13 protein-coding genes are annotated in these 15516 nt (G+C 47.5%); 11 read left to right on the plus strand and 2 right to left on the minus strand.

Annotated elements, in window-relative coordinates:
- Positions 1-4 precede the first annotated feature (4 nt).
- The 5 genes from rfbB (at position 5) to msrB (ending at position 4232) form a co-directional block, all read left to right on the plus strand.
- The gene (gene rfbB / locus FC20_RS02260) at positions 5-1042 is read left to right on the plus strand and encodes a dTDP-glucose 4,6-dehydratase (protein WP_008461898.1); all 1038 of its coding nucleotides are present in this window, start codon (positions 5-7) and stop codon (positions 1040-1042) included.
- Positions 1043-1058: 16 nt separating this feature from the next.
- Complete coding sequence (rfbA, locus tag FC20_RS02265) at positions 1059-1943, plus strand: glucose-1-phosphate thymidylyltransferase RfbA (protein ID WP_008461900.1); 885 nt, start codon at positions 1059-1061, stop codon at positions 1941-1943.
- A 36-nt stretch (positions 1944-1979) separates the two neighbouring features.
- Positions 1980-2588, plus strand: coding sequence for a dTDP-4-dehydrorhamnose 3,5-epimerase (rfbC, locus tag FC20_RS02270; RefSeq protein ID WP_008461902.1), 609 nt, complete (start codon positions 1980-1982; stop codon positions 2586-2588).
- A 20-nt stretch (positions 2589-2608) separates the two neighbouring features.
- Positions 2609-3583 carry a dTDP-4-dehydrorhamnose reductase gene (gene rfbD, locus FC20_RS02275; protein ID WP_008461905.1) on the plus strand — a complete coding sequence of 325 codons (975 nt, stop codon included), beginning with the start codon at positions 2609-2611 and terminating at the stop codon, positions 3581-3583.
- A 223-nt stretch (positions 3584-3806) separates the two neighbouring features.
- Positions 3807-4232, plus strand: a complete 426-nt coding sequence (msrB, locus tag FC20_RS02280) for a peptide-methionine (R)-S-oxide reductase MsrB (protein WP_008461907.1) — start codon at positions 3807-3809, stop codon at positions 4230-4232.
- Between the two features lie 126 nt (positions 4233-4358).
- Here the strand turns inward: msrB and FC20_RS02285 are convergent, their stop codons facing one another.
- Both FC20_RS02285 and FC20_RS02290 read right to left on the minus strand, forming a co-directional pair.
- Positions 4359-5318: a Gfo/Idh/MocA family protein gene (locus tag FC20_RS02285; RefSeq protein WP_008461908.1), complete on the minus strand. Its 960-nt coding sequence runs from the start codon at positions 5316-5318 to the stop codon at positions 4359-4361.
- Positions 5319-5357: 39 nt separating this feature from the next.
- Complete coding sequence (locus tag FC20_RS02290) at positions 5358-6107, minus strand: hypothetical protein (RefSeq protein ID WP_008461909.1); 750 nt, start codon at positions 6105-6107, stop codon at positions 5358-5360.
- Positions 6108-6265: 158 nt separating this feature from the next.
- Here FC20_RS02290 and FC20_RS02295 point away from each other — a divergent pair, with 158 nt between their 5' ends.
- The 6 genes from FC20_RS02295 to tyrS all read left to right on the plus strand — a co-directional run bounded on the left by FC20_RS02295 (position 6266) and on the right by tyrS (position 15423).
- A complete protein-coding gene (locus FC20_RS02295; protein ID WP_008461910.1) occupies positions 6266-6955 on the plus strand; it encodes a 2,3-diphosphoglycerate-dependent phosphoglycerate mutase in 690 nt (229 codons plus the stop codon).
- A gap of 260 nt (positions 6956-7215) precedes the next feature.
- The gene (locus tag FC20_RS02300) at positions 7216-8484 is read left to right on the plus strand and encodes an LCP family glycopolymer transferase (protein ID WP_008461912.1); all 1269 of its coding nucleotides are present in this window, start codon (positions 7216-7218) and stop codon (positions 8482-8484) included.
- The gene (locus tag FC20_RS02305; RefSeq protein WP_008461914.1) at positions 8484-9101 is read left to right on the plus strand and encodes a glycerol-3-phosphate acyltransferase; all 618 of its coding nucleotides are present in this window, start codon (positions 8484-8486) and stop codon (positions 9099-9101) included. Before FC20_RS02300 ends, FC20_RS02305 begins: the two co-directional genes overlap by 1 nt.
- Before the next feature lie 78 nt (positions 9102-9179).
- Positions 9180-12176, plus strand: coding sequence for an LTA synthase family protein (locus FC20_RS02310; protein ID WP_008461917.1), 2997 nt, complete (start codon positions 9180-9182; stop codon positions 12174-12176).
- Positions 12177-12355: 179 nt separating this feature from the next.
- Positions 12356-13963, plus strand: coding sequence for a 6-pyruvoyl-tetrahydropterin synthase-related protein (locus FC20_RS02315; protein ID WP_008461918.1), 1608 nt, complete (start codon positions 12356-12358; stop codon positions 13961-13963).
- A gap of 194 nt (positions 13964-14157) precedes the next feature.
- Positions 14158-15423 (plus strand): tyrosine--tRNA ligase, encoded by a 1266-nt coding sequence (gene tyrS / locus FC20_RS02320; RefSeq protein WP_008461920.1) that lies wholly within the window; start codon positions 14158-14160, stop codon positions 15421-15423.
- Positions 15424-15516 lie beyond the last annotated feature (93 nt).

Genomic DNA, 15516 nt, shown 5'->3' on the forward strand with positions numbered 1-15516 from the left:
TTTTATGAAAGTTATCGTTACCGGTGGTGCCGGCTTTATCGGCTCCAACTTTGTCTTCTACATGATGAAGAAGCACCCAGACTACAAGATCATCTGCCTGGACAAGCTGACTTACGCGGGCAACTTGTCAACTTTGAAGGATGTCATGGATAAGCCAAACTTCCGCTTTGTCAAGCTGGACATCTGTGACCGTGAAGGTGTCTACAAGCTCTTCGAAGAAGAACACCCGGACGTTGTGGTCAACTTTGCCGCAGAAAGCCATGTTGACCGGTCAATCGAAAACCCAGAAATCTTCCTGCAAACCAACATCATCGGGACGTCTGTCTTGATGGATGCCTGCCGCAAGTACGGGATCAAGCGTTACCACCAAGTTTCAACTGATGAAGTTTACGGTGACCTGCCACTGGACCGGCCAGACCTCTTCTTCCACGAAGACACGCCGCTCCACACTTCCAGCCCATATTCTTCATCCAAGGCCAGCGCTGACCTCTTAGTTGGGGCTTACGGCAGAACCTATGGCCTGCCGGTAACTATTTCCCGTTGCTCCAACAACTACGGCCCTTACCAATTCCCAGAAAAGCTGATTCCATTGATGATTCAGCGGGCTTTGGACGACAAGCACCTTCCAGTTTACGGTGAAGGGCAAAACGTCCGCGACTGGCTCTACGTTGAAGACCACTGCAAGGCCATTGACCTCATCTTGGAAAAGGGGACGGTTGGTGAAGTCTACAACATCGGTGGTCACAACGAAATGCACAACATCGACATCGTTAAGCTGATCTGCGATTACTTGGGCAAGCCATACTCCTTGATCGAACACGTTACTGACCGTAAGGGCCACGACCAACGCTACGCCATCGACCCAACCAAGATTCACGAAGAACTGGGCTGGCTGCCAGAAACCATGTTCAAGGACGGGATCAAGAAGACCATCCAATGGTACCTGGACAACAAGGAATGGTGGGAAAACATCATCTCTGGCGACTACCAAAACTACTACCAGGAAATGTACGGTAAGAAGCAAGTTTTAGACGAAAAATAAGGAAGCAGGAGAGAAAATGAAGGGAATTATTTTGGCTGGTGGGTCAGGCACCCGCCTTTACCCATTGACTTTAGTAACCAGTAAGCAGCTGTTGCCAGTTTATGACAAGCCAATGATCTACTACCCACTGTCAACCTTGATGCTGGCCGGGATCAAGGATATCTTGGTCATCTCTACGCCAGCTGACACTCCGCGCTTTAAGGAGCTTTTAGGCGACGGGTCTCAATTCGGCATCAAGCTCTCCTACAAGGTGCAGCCAAGTCCAGACGGCCTGGCTCAAGCCTTCACCCTGGGGGAAGACTTTATCAACGGCGAACCATGTGCCATGGTTTTGGGCGACAACATCTTCTACGGCAACGGCTTTACCGACCTTTTGGAAAAAGCTGCTCGTGACGCCGAAGCTGGCAAGGCAACCGTCTTTGGCTACTACGTCAACGATCCAGAACGCTTTGGCGTGGTTGACTTTGATGAAAACGGCAAGGCCATTTCCATCGAAGAAAAGCCAGAACACCCAAAGAGCAACTACGCCGTTACGGGCCTTTACTTCTACCCAGCTGGCGTGAGTGAAAAAGCTGCCCAGGTTAAGCCAAGTGCCCGGGGCGAAGTGGAAATCACCACTTTGAACGAGATGTACTTAAACGCCGGCAACCTCGGCGTACAGCTGCTGGGCCGGGGCTACGCCTGGCTGGACACCGGGACCATGCAGAGCCTGGTTGACGCTTCCAACTTTGTCAAGATGGTGGAAGAGCGGACCAGCGTAAGCATCTCCGCCCCAGAAGAAATTGCCTACGTGCACGGCTGGATCGACGAAGCTAAGTTGCTGGAAGCGGCCAAGCACTACGGCAAGAGCCCTTACGGCAAGCACTTAAAGGCCGTTGCTGAAGGCAAGCTCAAGTACTAATTTTTGGATTTTTTTAAAAAGAAAGAAGATATCAAAATGGGTCAAATTAAAGTTGAAAAGAACGTCGGCGGCATCGAAGGCTTGGCAGTCATCACTCCAACCGTTCACGGGGACGACCGCGGCTACTTCATGGAAACCTACAACGAAAACGACATGAAAGAAGCTGGCTTTGACATTAACTTTGTCCAAGACAACCAATCTTCATCAACTAAGGGCGTTTTGCGCGGCCTGCACTTCCAAAAGCACTTCCCACAATGCAAGCTGGTTCGTGCTGTTCGCGGTGACGTTTTTGACGTGGCCGTTGACCTCAGAAGCGACTCTAAGACTTACGGCAAGTGGTACGGGGTTGAACTGACCGCTGAAAACAAGAAGCAATTCTTGATTCCAGAAGGCTTTGCCCACGGCTTCCTGGTCTTGAGCGACGTGGCAGAATTCTGCTACAAGGTTAACGACTTCTGGCACCCTAACGATGAAGGCGGCATGGCTTGGAACGACCCAGAAATCGGCATCGAATGGCCAAAATTGGTCGGCCAATACCCAGGCTCCGCTGACGCCAGCGGCTACTCCTTGGAAGACGGCACTAAGCTGACCTTGTCTGACAAGGACCAAAAGTGGCTGGGCATCAAGGATACCTTTAAGTTCTAATTTTCAGGAGGAAAAAGTTAATGAAGGTTTTCGTAACTGGCGTCAATGGCCAACTGGGCCACGACGTGATGAACGAATTGGCTAAGCGCGGCTACGAAGGCGTCGGCAGTGACCTTGCTCCAGAATACAGTGGGATCGCTGATGGCTCAGCTGTCACTGCTGCTCCTTACGTTTCTCTGGACATTACCGACGCTGCCGCTGTTGAAAAAGTGATCAAGGATGTCAACCCGGACGTGATCGTTCACTGTGCAGCCTGGACCGCGGTTGACCTGGCTGAAGACGACGACAAGGTTGCGGCTGTTCGCAAGGTCAACACTGATGGTACCCAAAACATTGCCAACGTAGCCAAGGAATTAGACGTGCCAATGGTTTACATCTCTACTGACTACGTCTTTGATGGCCAGGGCACTACTCCATGGGACCCGGACTTCAAGGGCTACAAGCCAATGAACGTTTACGGGGAAACCAAGCTAGGCGGGGAACTTGCCGTATCTGAAACTTTGGACAAGTACTTTATCGTCCGGATCGCCTGGGTCTTCGGTTTGAACGGGAAGAACTTTATCAAGACCATGCTTAATGTGGGCAAGACTCATGATGAAGTCAAGGTGGTCAGCGACCAAATCGGTACGCCAACTTATACTTTAGACCTGGCCCGCCTTTTAGTCGACATGATCGAAACCGACAAGTACGGCTACTACCACGCTACTAACGCTGAATTGCCGGAAACGGCCAGCGGCTATGATGAAAATGGCACTAAGACCGGCTACATCAGCTGGTACGATTTCACCAAGGAAATCTACCGCCAGGCTGGCTACAAGACCAAGGTGACCCCAGTTACTACGGAAGAATACGGCCTCTCTAAGGCAGTGCGGCCATTTAACTCCCGTTTGGACAAGAGCAAGCTGGAAAAGAACGGCTTTAAGCCGTTGCCAACTTGGCCAGACGCGGTGCACCGCTACCTGGAAGCTTTAAAGGCTGACGGTTTCTTTGACTAAGTAATATCAAAAGGCACTGGATGAAAAATCCGGTGCCTTTTGATTTGGATGAGGAAAAAGTCTGCTAGTGAAGGGCTAAAGCCGCTTACGGCGGTCGTTCAAACAGCGTCAAGAATAAAATTCTGGATAGTCAGCGGTTAATGCTGATTTTCTTGAGTTAAATCAAGGAAAAGCTAAGCTGGTCAGTTTACAATAGTCTTATCCTAAAGATGAGGTGACTCAAATGACTGAACAAGACAAGCTGAAAGACCGGCTGACGCCAATGCAATATGCCGTGACCCAAAACGCAGCAACTGAACCGCCTTATACCGGCGAGTACGACGACTTCTTTGAAAAAGGGATTTACGTCGATGTAGTCAGTGGGGAGGCCCTTTTTTCCTCTTTGGATAAGTACAATTCTGGCTGCGGCTGGCCAGCCTTTACCAAGCCGCTTACCAAACTTACCCAGCGCCGGGACCAGTCTTTTGGCATGGAAAGAATTGAAGTTCGCAGCCGCCAGGCTGATTCCCATCTGGGCCATGTCTTTACCGACGGTCCCTTGGACAAGGGGGGCTTGCGCTATTGTATCAACTCCGCTGCCCTCAAGTTTATTCCTTATGACCAGCTGGAAGCAGCCGGCTATGGTGAATACAAGGAACTGTTTAATTAAAATTGGAAAAATTATGTAGCCAAGTTAAAAAATATAAAAGACAAACAATACAAGTCAGACAATATAAGACAAAAAATCCCAAGATCATTGATCTTGGGATTTATTTTATGTGCCTGTGATTTTAGTCTAGCCGTTTTGTGCGTCATTTAAAACCTGGATGACCTCCAGACTGTGCTGGAAGGCCCGGTCGCAGGCCAGTTGGTCGCGGTTATCCATCATTTGAACAAAAGCTGCAAATTCCGGAATCATCCGGTGCTTGACGGAGAGCTTTTTCTCCTCATCTTGTCCTTCACCTAGGTCCAGCCGGTAGGAAGCAAGAGCCCCAGGGCTGCCAGCAAAGGAGATGAAGCCCTTCTCCCCGGCAATTAGGGATTGGTTCTTGAAAAAGGCTTGGGAGTCTTTGGCCGCGGTTAGAGTGGCCTGCTTGTCTTCGTAAGTCAAAATTAAGATACCAGAAGTGTCCACGTTCTTTTGCATGTTTGGATAGTAGTGGACAGCCTTTGGGGCTCCAAACAAGTCGGTTGCCAAGTGGATGTTGTAGACGTTTAAGTCAAGGAGGGCCCCGCCGCCCAGCTTGGGGTTAAAGGCAGGCAAGATTTCCCCTTGCAAAAAGGCATCGTAGCGAGAGGAGTACTGGGTGTAGTTGAGGCTGACCACGTGGACGGGTCCGATTTTTGCCAGGTCTTTCTTCAAGGTCTGGAAATTAGGCAAGTACACCGTGGTGATGGCTTCTGCGATCAAGCCGCCGTGCTCGTCTGCCGTCTTCTTTAGATCCAGCGCCTCATCAGGCGTAAAGACAAAGGGCTTTTCACAGATAACGTTCTTGCCGGCTTCGAGGCTGTCTCGGCACATCTGGTAGTGCATGGATGGAGGAGTTGCCACGTAAACCGTATCAACGTCTGGATCTTTTAGCATTTCCAAGTAGTCGTCATAGCACTTATGGATATGATATTTCTTTGCTAAATCTTGGCCCACCTGGGCTGACCGCTTGGTGGTGGCGATGGCAGCTAATTCTAGCCCCGGGATGGGCAAGGCTGTTAAAAAGTCGTGGACGATTTTGCCGCTGCCGATAATGCCTAATTTCATCTGGTGCCTTTTCCTTTCTTTTTTATTTTGATTTAAAAATTACTTGTTCAGCTTAGTGATGTCAACTGAGTTCTTCTTCACCTTTTCCGGCAAGCTCAATTTCTTTCCTTGGTTAATCTTTAAAAGAGACAACTTGGTCGTGGTCGATTTTTGCTTGCCTTGAGGCTGGTACTTGGCGGTCAATTTGACTCCGGTCAGGCGGCCCTTTTTATTTAGCAGGATCGTCATCTTGATCCGCTTGATGGTCGCCTTGACCATGCTAGCATCGCTGGTCAAAGTTGCCAGGCCGTCTTTTTCCGTGATGTCCTGCCACAAGTTTTTATTTTTACCTGTGTAGGTTAGCTTGTAGCCAGAAGCGGTAGAAGCTACCTTAAACAGCTTGGCTGACTGCTTGCTTAAATAGAGCTGGTCCATCTTCTTGATGGTGGCCTGGAACTGCTTAATGGTGGTATATTGGCTCAGCTTTGCCTTGTACCAGGCAGCTTGCTTTCCCTTGAAGTACTTAACGTAGGCGTAGTTGCCTTGCACCCACATGTTGATGGTCTGGTCGCCTTTTTCCGTTAGTTTGGTCTTCATTAAAAAGGGTGACCGCTGGTAGCTGACTTGACCGTAGAAGTGCTCGCTGCTGGATTTTTCGTCCAGCTGCAGCTGGAAGTTTTGGATGTCGGTCTTTTGGGCCTTTTTTAAAAGCGACTGGCTGCTAGGCTGGCTGCAGCCGGTTAGCATGAATAGTGCTAAAAATATCCCGGCAAACAGGCTTAAAAACTTGCCTTTTTTCTTACTTATCATGTGATCAGCCTCCTTTGCCTATAATTTTAGCAAATTGGCGGGGGATTGGTAAAATTGAGGCTAGAAAATTCGCTTTTTTTCGGTCAAAGACTTTGAAAAGCGGGCGATAGGCCGTATAATATTTAGTGAAACGTTTAATTTGCTAAAGGAGATTTTTCATGTCTAAATTAGTTTTAATCCGTCACGGTCAAAGTGAATGGAACCTTTCAAACCAATTTACTGGTTGGGTTGACGTTAACCTTTCAGACAAGGGTGTTGAAGAAGCAAAGAAGGCTGGTCGTTTGATCAAGGAAGCTGGTTTGGAATTTGACCAAGCTTACACTTCAGTTTTGACTCGTGCCATCAAGACTTTGCACTTTGCATTGGAAGAAAGTGGCCAACTTTGGGTTCCAGAAACTAAGACCTGGAGACTGAACGAACGTCACTACGGCGCATTGCAAGGCTTGAACAAGGCTGAAACTGCTGAAAAGTACGGCGACGAACAAGTTCACATTTGGCGTCGTTCATACGACGTTTTGCCACCAGTTTTGGCAGACGACTCAGAATTCAGCCAAGCTAACGACCGTCGTTACGCAAACTTGGACCCACACATCGTTCCTAAGGCAGAAAACCTGAAGGTTACCTTGGACAGAGTTATGCCATTCTGGGAAGACCACATTGCTCCAGACCTGTTGGCTGGCAAGAACGTGATCATCGCAGCTCACGGTAACTCACTCCGTGCTTTGACCAAGTACATTGAAAACATCTCTGACGAAGACATCATGGATGTTGAAATGAAGACTGGTGAACCAGTTGTTTACACTTTCGACGACAAGTTGAACGTTGTAAGCAAGGAAAAGTTGGACTAATTCCTTCTTTCCTTAAGAAAGCAGAGATTGGCTCTGCTTTTTTTCTTGCTCTTTTTTGCCTTTTAATCTTCTTTTTACCCAAAGTTGACACTGACTGTGGATAAATGTTAGCTTGTAAGAGAGAACTTAATTTTGATGACCATTAAAGGAAGGCTAGTTTTTACGATTTTAATAAGAAAACTAGAAATATGTTAAGCTAGCGGTACTTTTTTGCTACAATAAAGACTAATGTACATTTTTTGAATATAGGTAATTAGGCTATGGATAAAAAAGAGCAAAAAACATTTCCTGAAAGTCGGGTACAGGCGAAAAAGCGGAAGAAGAAGCTGATCAGAAATTGGATTATCGGCATTCTGACCGTCATCTGTGTGGTGGCGGCTGGGGTCGGCTTTTATGCTTCCCACCTTTATAAGACTGCGGAAAATGCAGCTAACAAGGCTTATGACAAGGAAAACGCCGTTAAGACTACTTACGGTGAGTTTAACGGCAAGAAATCCTTTGCCGTCCTCTTGCTAGGGACCGACACCGGGGCCTTGAACCGGACGGAAAAGAAGGGGAATACTGACACGATTATTGTCGTGGTCGTTAACCCGAAAAAGAAGAACTACACGATGATCTCCATTCCGCGGGATACCATGGCGGACATGGTGGGGGATGATTCAGACGACGTGCAAAAGATCAATGCGGCTTACTCCATTGGCGGGGCTAAGATGACCATGAAGACCGTGTCGAGCCTGTTGAACATTCCAGTCAAGTACTACGCTCTGGTTAACATGGGCGGACTAATGAAGCTGGTCAGCTATGTTGGCGGGATCTACGTGACGCCAAGCTTGACTTTTACCTATAATGAAATCAAGTTTAAAAAGGGCGTACGGCAGCATCTGAATGGGCAAGCTGCCTTGGCCTACAGCCGGATGCGCTACGAAGATCCTGAAGGGGACTATGGCCGGCAAAAGCGGCAAAGAGAAGTGATTACCAAGCTGGTCAAGAAGCTGGCAACAACCGATTCTTTGCAAAACTTCACCAAGATTGCGAATACCCTGTCTTCTAACGTAAAGACCAACTTGAGTTTCTCAGCTCTAAAGTCAATCTTGGCTAATTACTCTGACTGTACTTCATCAAGCGAAAGCGACTACCTGCACGGCTACAGCGCTTATATTGATGAAGCAGCTTACCAGATCGCTTCAACCAGTGAACTGCAAAGGATGTCCAACAAGATTAGAAAGCTTTTGGGCTTAAAGACCGAAACGATTTCTAACCGGGAAACCAAGTTAAACGCACTCAACATCGCTAACGGTTTTAACTTTAATTCCAGCAAGACGCAGAACTACACGATTTATTCAGAATCAAGGACGACCAGCGAAGGCGAAAAGAAGAAATCATCATCAAATTCCTCTTCGTCATCATCAGCGACTTCCAGCCAATCCAGCTCGCAAACGGCGTATAATACTAGTAGCAGTAATTCTACTAATTACTATTCGAATTACACCTATAGCTACAATACCAATCCATTTTCAGGAGGCTACTAGTGGAAGCGAAGATTATCGCGGTGCTGATTGGCTACATCTTTGGCAACTTCATGAGTGCCATGTTCGTGGGCAAGTTCTACCTGCACCAGGACCCGACCAAGTTTGGGTCGGGCAATCCGGGCACGGCTAACGTGGGGGCAGTTTTTGGCAAAAAAGCCGGCATTATGACTTGTGTTGGCGACTTGTTAAAAACTTTGCTAGCCATTGGCCTGGTTTACGCCATCTATCGTCAGCATTTGCTGATTGCCTATACGGGCTTAGGGGTGGTGATTGGCCACTGCTTCCCGATTATGAATCATTTCAAGGGTGGCAAGGCGGTCGCCGTCATGGCGATGACTACGGTTTTATATGATACCAAGGCGGGGCTGATCACTTTGCTGATCGCTCTGTTTTTAACGGCCGTCATGCAGAACCTAACCATCCCGCCCCTGGTCTTCATGCTGCTGTTTAGCTTTTATGAACTAAGCAAGTCAGTTGAAGCGGGTGTGATCTTTTTGATCATTACCGGGATTATGGCTTACAAGTTTAAGAAGGACATTTACGACTTTTTCACTGGCCATGGCAAAAGAGTGGATATTTTATACAGTATTAAGAAGAAACTTGGTATTTTAAAGTAAATCTTTAGTATTTCTTCTTATTTGCCCGGTATAATGAAAAATTGAAAATGCGAAAGAAAGAGAAGTAGTCTGATCACGATGAGTGAACCAATACAATCTAATAAAAAACATAATTTGTTGAAGATCGGCTTTTTGGTCATCACAGCACTAGTAATCTTGCTGCAGATGTTTAATTTTAAACGTTCGATGATCAGAAGCCCGTATACTTATTTGCGCTATTTGCCCACGACTGCTGAAAGTGTGACTTGTTGGTTCTTGCCAATGGTTTTTGGGGCAGTCTTTAACAAGCGGAAGTTGCGCTTTAATGAGGGTTTTAAGGCCTGGGCCGTGATGGAGGCAACCTTAATTGCCTACTACTTGGTCTACTTCATCATGAAACCCGGCCAAATGAACACCTGGTTCTTGTGGGGGATCTTCTTCCCGATCTTGACCTCCAGCTCGGTCCTCATGACGGGGATTGTTTTTGGCCTCTTAGTCCAGCCAGTGATTTATGATTGGCAGGAAAAGTTTAGCCACAAGCAAAGCTTGATGATCTTGACCGGCTTGACCTTTTTGGGCTTCGCCCTGTCAGCCGGGACCTACACTTTGAACTACTCAATTTATGGTCTTTACCTGATCCTGCCTTTTGCCTGGGGGATGTTCTTGGGCCGGATCAAATGGACTGCTAAGAGAACGATTTTGTCCATTTTGGCTGGGGCAGTTGCCTTTGTTTCTGTAGAAGTTGGCGTACCTGGCTTTGATGCTGTCTACTGGTCACAAGTCCTGCAGGGCAAAGCCATCAATGGATCATGGAACGAATTGTTCCTGATCAATGTAACCTCGCCATTTATCTGCTTGATGGCTTTAGCGGCTTTTGCCATTGCCCGAAAGGCCATCAAGACCTTGGAAGAAAAAGACTTAAGCTTCCTGGTCATCTTGATTGTCTTCATGCAGGCACCAGCTGCGCACAAGTTCATGGCCTCGCTAAAATACGGTACTGGCAGCCGTCAGCTCAACCGCTTGATTACTATCTTGATCATGTTTGCCATTGCCATTGTTTGGCACTTTGTTCTAGACCGCTACCTCTTCCGCTTCAAGCCAGTTAAGCGGATAAACAAGTTCTTGTATGAAACCAAGAGCTTTGGGGATGTTGTCGAATGCTGCTTCAACCGGGTTTGGGGCTTTATCAAGTACCACCGAACCAATCTGCTGACTTGGACCTTCTTCTTTATTTTAGCGTTTGCTTCCTTCTTGATTGAATCTGATAATCTGCGGATTCAAATTACTACGGCTGCTAACGTTAATGCTGTCGTTTGGTTGGTCGGAACCAAACTTGGCCCTCTGGTACTGACGACGATCTTTGTTGATGCCTTATTCACCATTCTTTATTTTGTGACGACGCGCTACTGGGTATCAATCATTACGACTACAACTGTCGTTTTGGCTTGGGCGATTGCTAACAAGATCAAGTTGAACTTGCGTGGGGAACCAATTTATCCAAGTGAATTGTCAGAAGTAACCAACGCTGATAGCTTGCTGAGTATGATTGGTGGACAAAAGACCTTGATCATGATTTTGATCGGTTTAGCTGCGGTTATTGCGCTGATCGTCTTTTGCGAAATTAAGTTTAAGGTGAAAAAGCGTGGCAACTGGAAGCGGCGTGGCCTCTGGGCTTTAGCTAGTCTTGCTTTGTTTATGACGCCTCTTTGGTTTAACCACCAAGGAACTCCGATTTACTACCTAAGCGGAGCTTTTGGCAACAGACAATCCTTCAGAAACCCTGAAAGAGATATCCAAGTCAACGGGCCAATTTTAAACTCTTTGAACTACATTGACTTGCAGATCATGGACAAGCCAGAAAATTACTCTCAGAGCCAAATTACCAAGCTCTACCAGAAGTATCAAAAGCTGGCTGACCAGATCAACAAGACCAGAAAGAACAACTTGTCCGATCAAACCGTGATCTTCAACTTGAGTGAAAGTTTCATGGACCCAACTACCTTCCCAACCATCAAGTTTGCCAAGGGGACTAAGGATCCAATTCCATACATCCACTCTTTGAAGAACTCTACTACTTACGGGACCATGCTGAGTGCTGGTTACGGCGGCGGGACGGCCAACATGGAATGGGAATCCCTGACTGGCTTTAACATGGGGGCCTTCAGCACTAGCTTGACTCCATACGTTCAAGTCGTGCCACAATACAAGTACTACCCAACCATTGGGGCTAACTTTACTTATTCTTCAGCCGTTCACCCATTCATCGGGACTTACTACTCCAGAATTGAAGACTACAAGCGGTTCAAGTTTAACAAGTTTGTCTACATTGGTTCTAAGTACAAGATCATCGATCAAAAGAAGCTGGGGACTAACTCTTACAACTCTGACTTCACCACTTACGCTAATGGCTTGAAGCAGATCAACTCTCGCAAGGGGGGCCAGTTTATCAACCTGATCTCCATTCAAAACCACATGCCATACAACAACTGGTATCCAAAGAACTACTACGCTGGTAAGATCTCAGGTGACCTCTTCAGCGATGGCGACGTGCGGACCCAGATGGCAACTTATGTAATGGGGACCCACTACACTGACCAAGCAGTTAAGAAGTTCATCAAGCAGATCGACAAGATTAAGAAGCCAATTACCATGGTCTTCTACGGGGACCACTACCCATCAATCGTTTCTCAATCTTACACGTCTAAGTACCCAGTTGAAATGCACTCAACGCGCTACTTTATCTACTCCAACAAGTATGCGCGTCAGCACGGGGCTAAGGCAAAGCTGACTTCTAAGACCAACTACGTCAACACTAGTGACTTCATCGCTATGCTGTTGGAACAAACCAACAGCAAGGTAACGGCATATCAAGCCTTGCTGACGGAAGTTCACAAGAAGCTGCCAGCTTTGACCATTTCCTACTCTGATGACTCCGGCTTCACGCTGGTTGACCAGAAGGGCAAGGAAGTTGATCCAAAGACCTTGACCAGCTCACAGCAAGCTCTGCTGAAGGATTACGAACTGATCCAATACGACATGACTGCCGGCAGCGCTTATGCTTTGAAGATTAAGGGTTTTTACACGATGAAAAAATAGACTAATTCTAAATTAGGAAAGAGTAGGAAGACAATTTAAGTTTTCCTACTTTTTTGTTAGACAACAATGGTTTAGCGATGCAAAGAAAAATAAAAAAGGCCTGGGATTGCTTGTGGCCGTTATTAACAGTAATGTTGCTGACCACAATCATTATTTGGCCGCAGCTTACGAGCAAAAGAGTGATTATTGTTAGAGACGCTGGCTTTTACTTTGGTCGTTTCTATGATGCAGCCATGCAGATTAAGACGGGCCACTACAGCTTTTTTCAAACTAATTACGGCTTTCAGCAAAGCGGCCGGGTGATTAATGCGCTATATGGCCCCTTATTTGCCTACTTTAACGGGGCTCTGCTTTTGCTATGCAACAACTGGTTTACCTATCAGGTTGTCAGCATCTATCTGCTCTGTCTAGTGGCGGCTGGAAGTATGCTGCTGCTGCTGCACTATAGCGGCGTCAAGAAAGTGATCAGTGTCTTAATCAGCCTGATTTACCTGAATATCGGCTTAATTCCCGCCTTCATCAACGCCAGTTCTTTTGGCGGCTGGGGACAGGCGCTCATGCCGCTAGTCTTGCTAAATGGCTGGCGAATGGTCAAGGATCCAAAGAAGCCAATTAATTGGCTCTGGCTCGGCAGCACTATGGGACTGCTCTTGCAGGTCCACCTGTTAAGTGCCTTGCTGGCCTGCTTGCTGTTAGCACCCTTCTTTTTGTTGGCATTGATCAAGCGCAAAAAGGTCTGGAAGGACTTTTTTAAAGCAGTTGCCTTAGCGGCAGTCTTAGGATCAAATACCATCTTAGCCTTGCTTTGGCTGTCAGCGACCAACCAGTTAGCCAGTCCAGACGCCTACAACCTGGCAGTCAGCGGCCTTAAACTGGTCAGCCAGCAAACCCAGCTGGGTAACAGCTATGGTCAAATTTTGCCGGTATTTGCGCTTTTGATTGCTATTGATTTTGCAGGCAACTTGCTTTTGAAGCAAAAAGGGCCAGCTGAGATACTGTTACTAGCCTGGTCAATGGTTTTATTGCTAATTGCATCAAACTATTTCCCTTGGGGCTATGTGCAAAAGCAGCTGCCGTTTTTAGCTACGAACTTCCAGTTTCCCTTTCGCTTGGTGACGATCATTTACCCGATGCTGCTCCTGTCTGTTGCCTTGACGGTTCAAAAAGTTTTGACCAAAAAGAATTTACCGATATTTGCTGCGGTTTTAGCAGCCTTGCTTTTTTTACTGGCACGGCCTGTATACCAGACTAACCAGCTAAGGACCCAGAAGCTCAGCCCAAAGAAGCTGCTGCAGACAAAATTGGCTAGACAGGGCTTGGACCCACTGCTTTCGGTCCTGAATTATGGTAGCCAGGCTGACTACTTGCCGGTGGTTAAAAAGGGTCCAGATATCGGTAAGGCTTACCGTAAGCAGATCGCCAGCCGCTGGCAAAGCTTTGGTCATCAGGTTTTGCCGAGAGGCAAGCAGCAGCTTAGCTGGACCAGCAAAGGTGGCAAGGTTATTTTGCCGCTAGTTGCCTACCAGCAAAGCCAGGTTGCCTTGAACGGGAAGGCGGTTAAAAAGCTAACCCGCAAGAGCGGTGGCTTCCCTGTCGTTGAAGCCAAGAAGGGGAAAAATACAGCCGTGCTGACCTTTGGCATTCCCCTGTGGGGGCAAGTGGTCATTTTGGGATGCTGGCTGTCTTGGCTGCTGCTGGCAAGCTTTTTCCTGATAAAGAGCTTGACCTTGGCGCGGAATCATGTTATTTTTATGTTTATAAAACGCCAGAAAACAGTAGGAGTTTGACTCAGCGTTCAGAGAACTAGCGGGTGGTGCAAGCTAGGCAGGTCAAATGGCCGAAATACGGCGCGGGGCAAGGGCCTCGTTAATCTCCCTTGGTAAGGCACAATTGTGCAAACGTGGGTGGTACCACGGCTAAAGCAGAACTTAGTCGTCCCTTGGATCGATGATCCAGGGGGCGTTTTTTATTGGAGGTAAAAATGGCTAATTTTGACATTTTGGAAGATTTGAAATGGCGCGGCGCCATCAACCAGGAAACTGACGAAGAAGGCTTAAGAGACTACTTGGCCAAGCATGACGACCTGGCTCTTTACTGCGGGACCGACCCAACTGGGGATTCGCTGCACATTGGGCACTTGATTCCCTTCATGATCTTGAAGAGATTCCAATTGGCCGGTTACAAGCCAGTGATCATCATTGGTGGGGGTACCGGGTCAATCGGTGACCCATCAGGCCGGTCTACGGAACGGATTTTGCAATCAGAAGAAACCATCCACAAGAACGAAGAAGCCTTGACTAGCCAAATGGTGAAGCTTTTTGGCACGGAAAACTTCCGCATCGTCAACAACCGCGAATGGTTGGGCAAGATGACCCTGCTGGAATTCCTTCGCGACTACGGCAAGCTCTTCCAAGTCAACAACATGCTGAACAAGGAAGTGGTAGCTAGCCGCTTGGAAAACGGGATTTCCTTCACTGAATTCTCCTACCAAATCCTGCAGGCCATCGACTTCTACATCCTGAACCGGGACTACGGCGTGCAAATGCAGATCGGTGGGGCCGACCAGTGGGGCAACATCACGGCCGGTATCGACTTGATCCACCGCTTGGAAGGGGCAGACCGGCCAGCCTTTGGTTTGACCATTCCGTTGATGCTGAAGGCTGACGGGACTAAGTTCGGCAAGTCAGCTGGCGGTGCCGTTTGGCTGGACCCAGAAAAGACCAGCCCTTACGAATTCTACCAATTCTGGATCAACCAAGATGACCGCGACGTGGTTAAGTACCTAAAGTACTTTACTTTCCTCAGTCACGAAGAAATCAACGCCTTGGAAGAAAAGGTTAAGACTGAACCTTGGAAGCGGGAAGCTCAAAAGAAGCTGGCTGAAGAAGTAACCAAGTTCGTGCACGGCGAAGCAGGCCTGGCGGAAGCGCAAACCGTTACTAACGCCCTGTTCTTTGGCAACGTTAAGGAGTTGACGACTAAGCAAGTGGAAACTGCCTTGGCCAAGGCGCCAAGTGCTGATGCCACTAGCGAGAAGAAGAATCTGGTAGACTTTTTGATCGATACTAAGATCGAAAGCTCCAAGCGCCAAGCCCGTGAAGACATCAACAATGGTGCCATCTACGTTAACGGCGACCGGGTACAAGATGTGGACTTCGTCGTTGACCCAGCTGCTGCCTTTGATGGCAAGTTCGTCATCATCCGCAAGGGTAAGAAGAAGTACACTTTGGTTCATGTAAAGGACTAATTATCATGGAAAAAGGACTCGTTTTAGTTGAACGGGTCCTTTTTTGGGTGGATATTGGCCCGAATTTTACTCAACTAAATTGATTTTTGAAAA

This window comes from Lactobacillus equicursoris DSM 19284 = JCM 14600 = CIP 110162 (genome assembly GCF_001434815.1).
GTDB classification, from domain to species: domain Bacteria; phylum Bacillota; class Bacilli; order Lactobacillales; family Lactobacillaceae; genus Lactobacillus; species Lactobacillus equicursoris.

Coding starts and splice junctions, on each gene's coding strand:
- FC20_RS02310 (WP_008461917.1), top strand. CDS start 9,180: ATGAGTGAACCAATACAATCTAATAAAAAACATAATTTGTTGAAGATC.
- rfbD (WP_008461905.1), top strand. CDS start 2,609: ATGAAGGTTTTCGTAACTGGCGTCAATGGCCAACTGGGCCACGACGTG.
- tyrS (WP_008461920.1), top strand. CDS start 14,158: ATGGCTAATTTTGACATTTTGGAAGATTTGAAATGGCGCGGCGCCATC.
- FC20_RS02300 (WP_008461912.1), top strand. CDS start 7,216: ATGGATAAAAAAGAGCAAAAAACATTTCCTGAAAGTCGGGTACAGGCG.
- rfbC (WP_008461902.1), top strand. CDS start 1,980: ATGGGTCAAATTAAAGTTGAAAAGAACGTCGGCGGCATCGAAGGCTTG.
- FC20_RS02290 (WP_008461909.1), bottom strand. CDS start 6,107: ATGATAAGTAAGAAAAAAGGCAAGTTTTTAAGCCTGTTTGCCGGGATA.
- FC20_RS02295 (WP_008461910.1), top strand. CDS start 6,266: ATGTCTAAATTAGTTTTAATCCGTCACGGTCAAAGTGAATGGAACCTT.
- rfbB (WP_008461898.1), top strand. CDS start 5: ATGAAAGTTATCGTTACCGGTGGTGCCGGCTTTATCGGCTCCAACTTT.
- FC20_RS02285 (WP_008461908.1), bottom strand. CDS start 5,318: ATGAAATTAGGCATTATCGGCAGCGGCAAAATCGTCCACGACTTTTTA.
- rfbA (WP_008461900.1), top strand. CDS start 1,059: ATGAAGGGAATTATTTTGGCTGGTGGGTCAGGCACCCGCCTTTACCCA.
- msrB (WP_008461907.1), top strand. CDS start 3,807: ATGACTGAACAAGACAAGCTGAAAGACCGGCTGACGCCAATGCAATAT.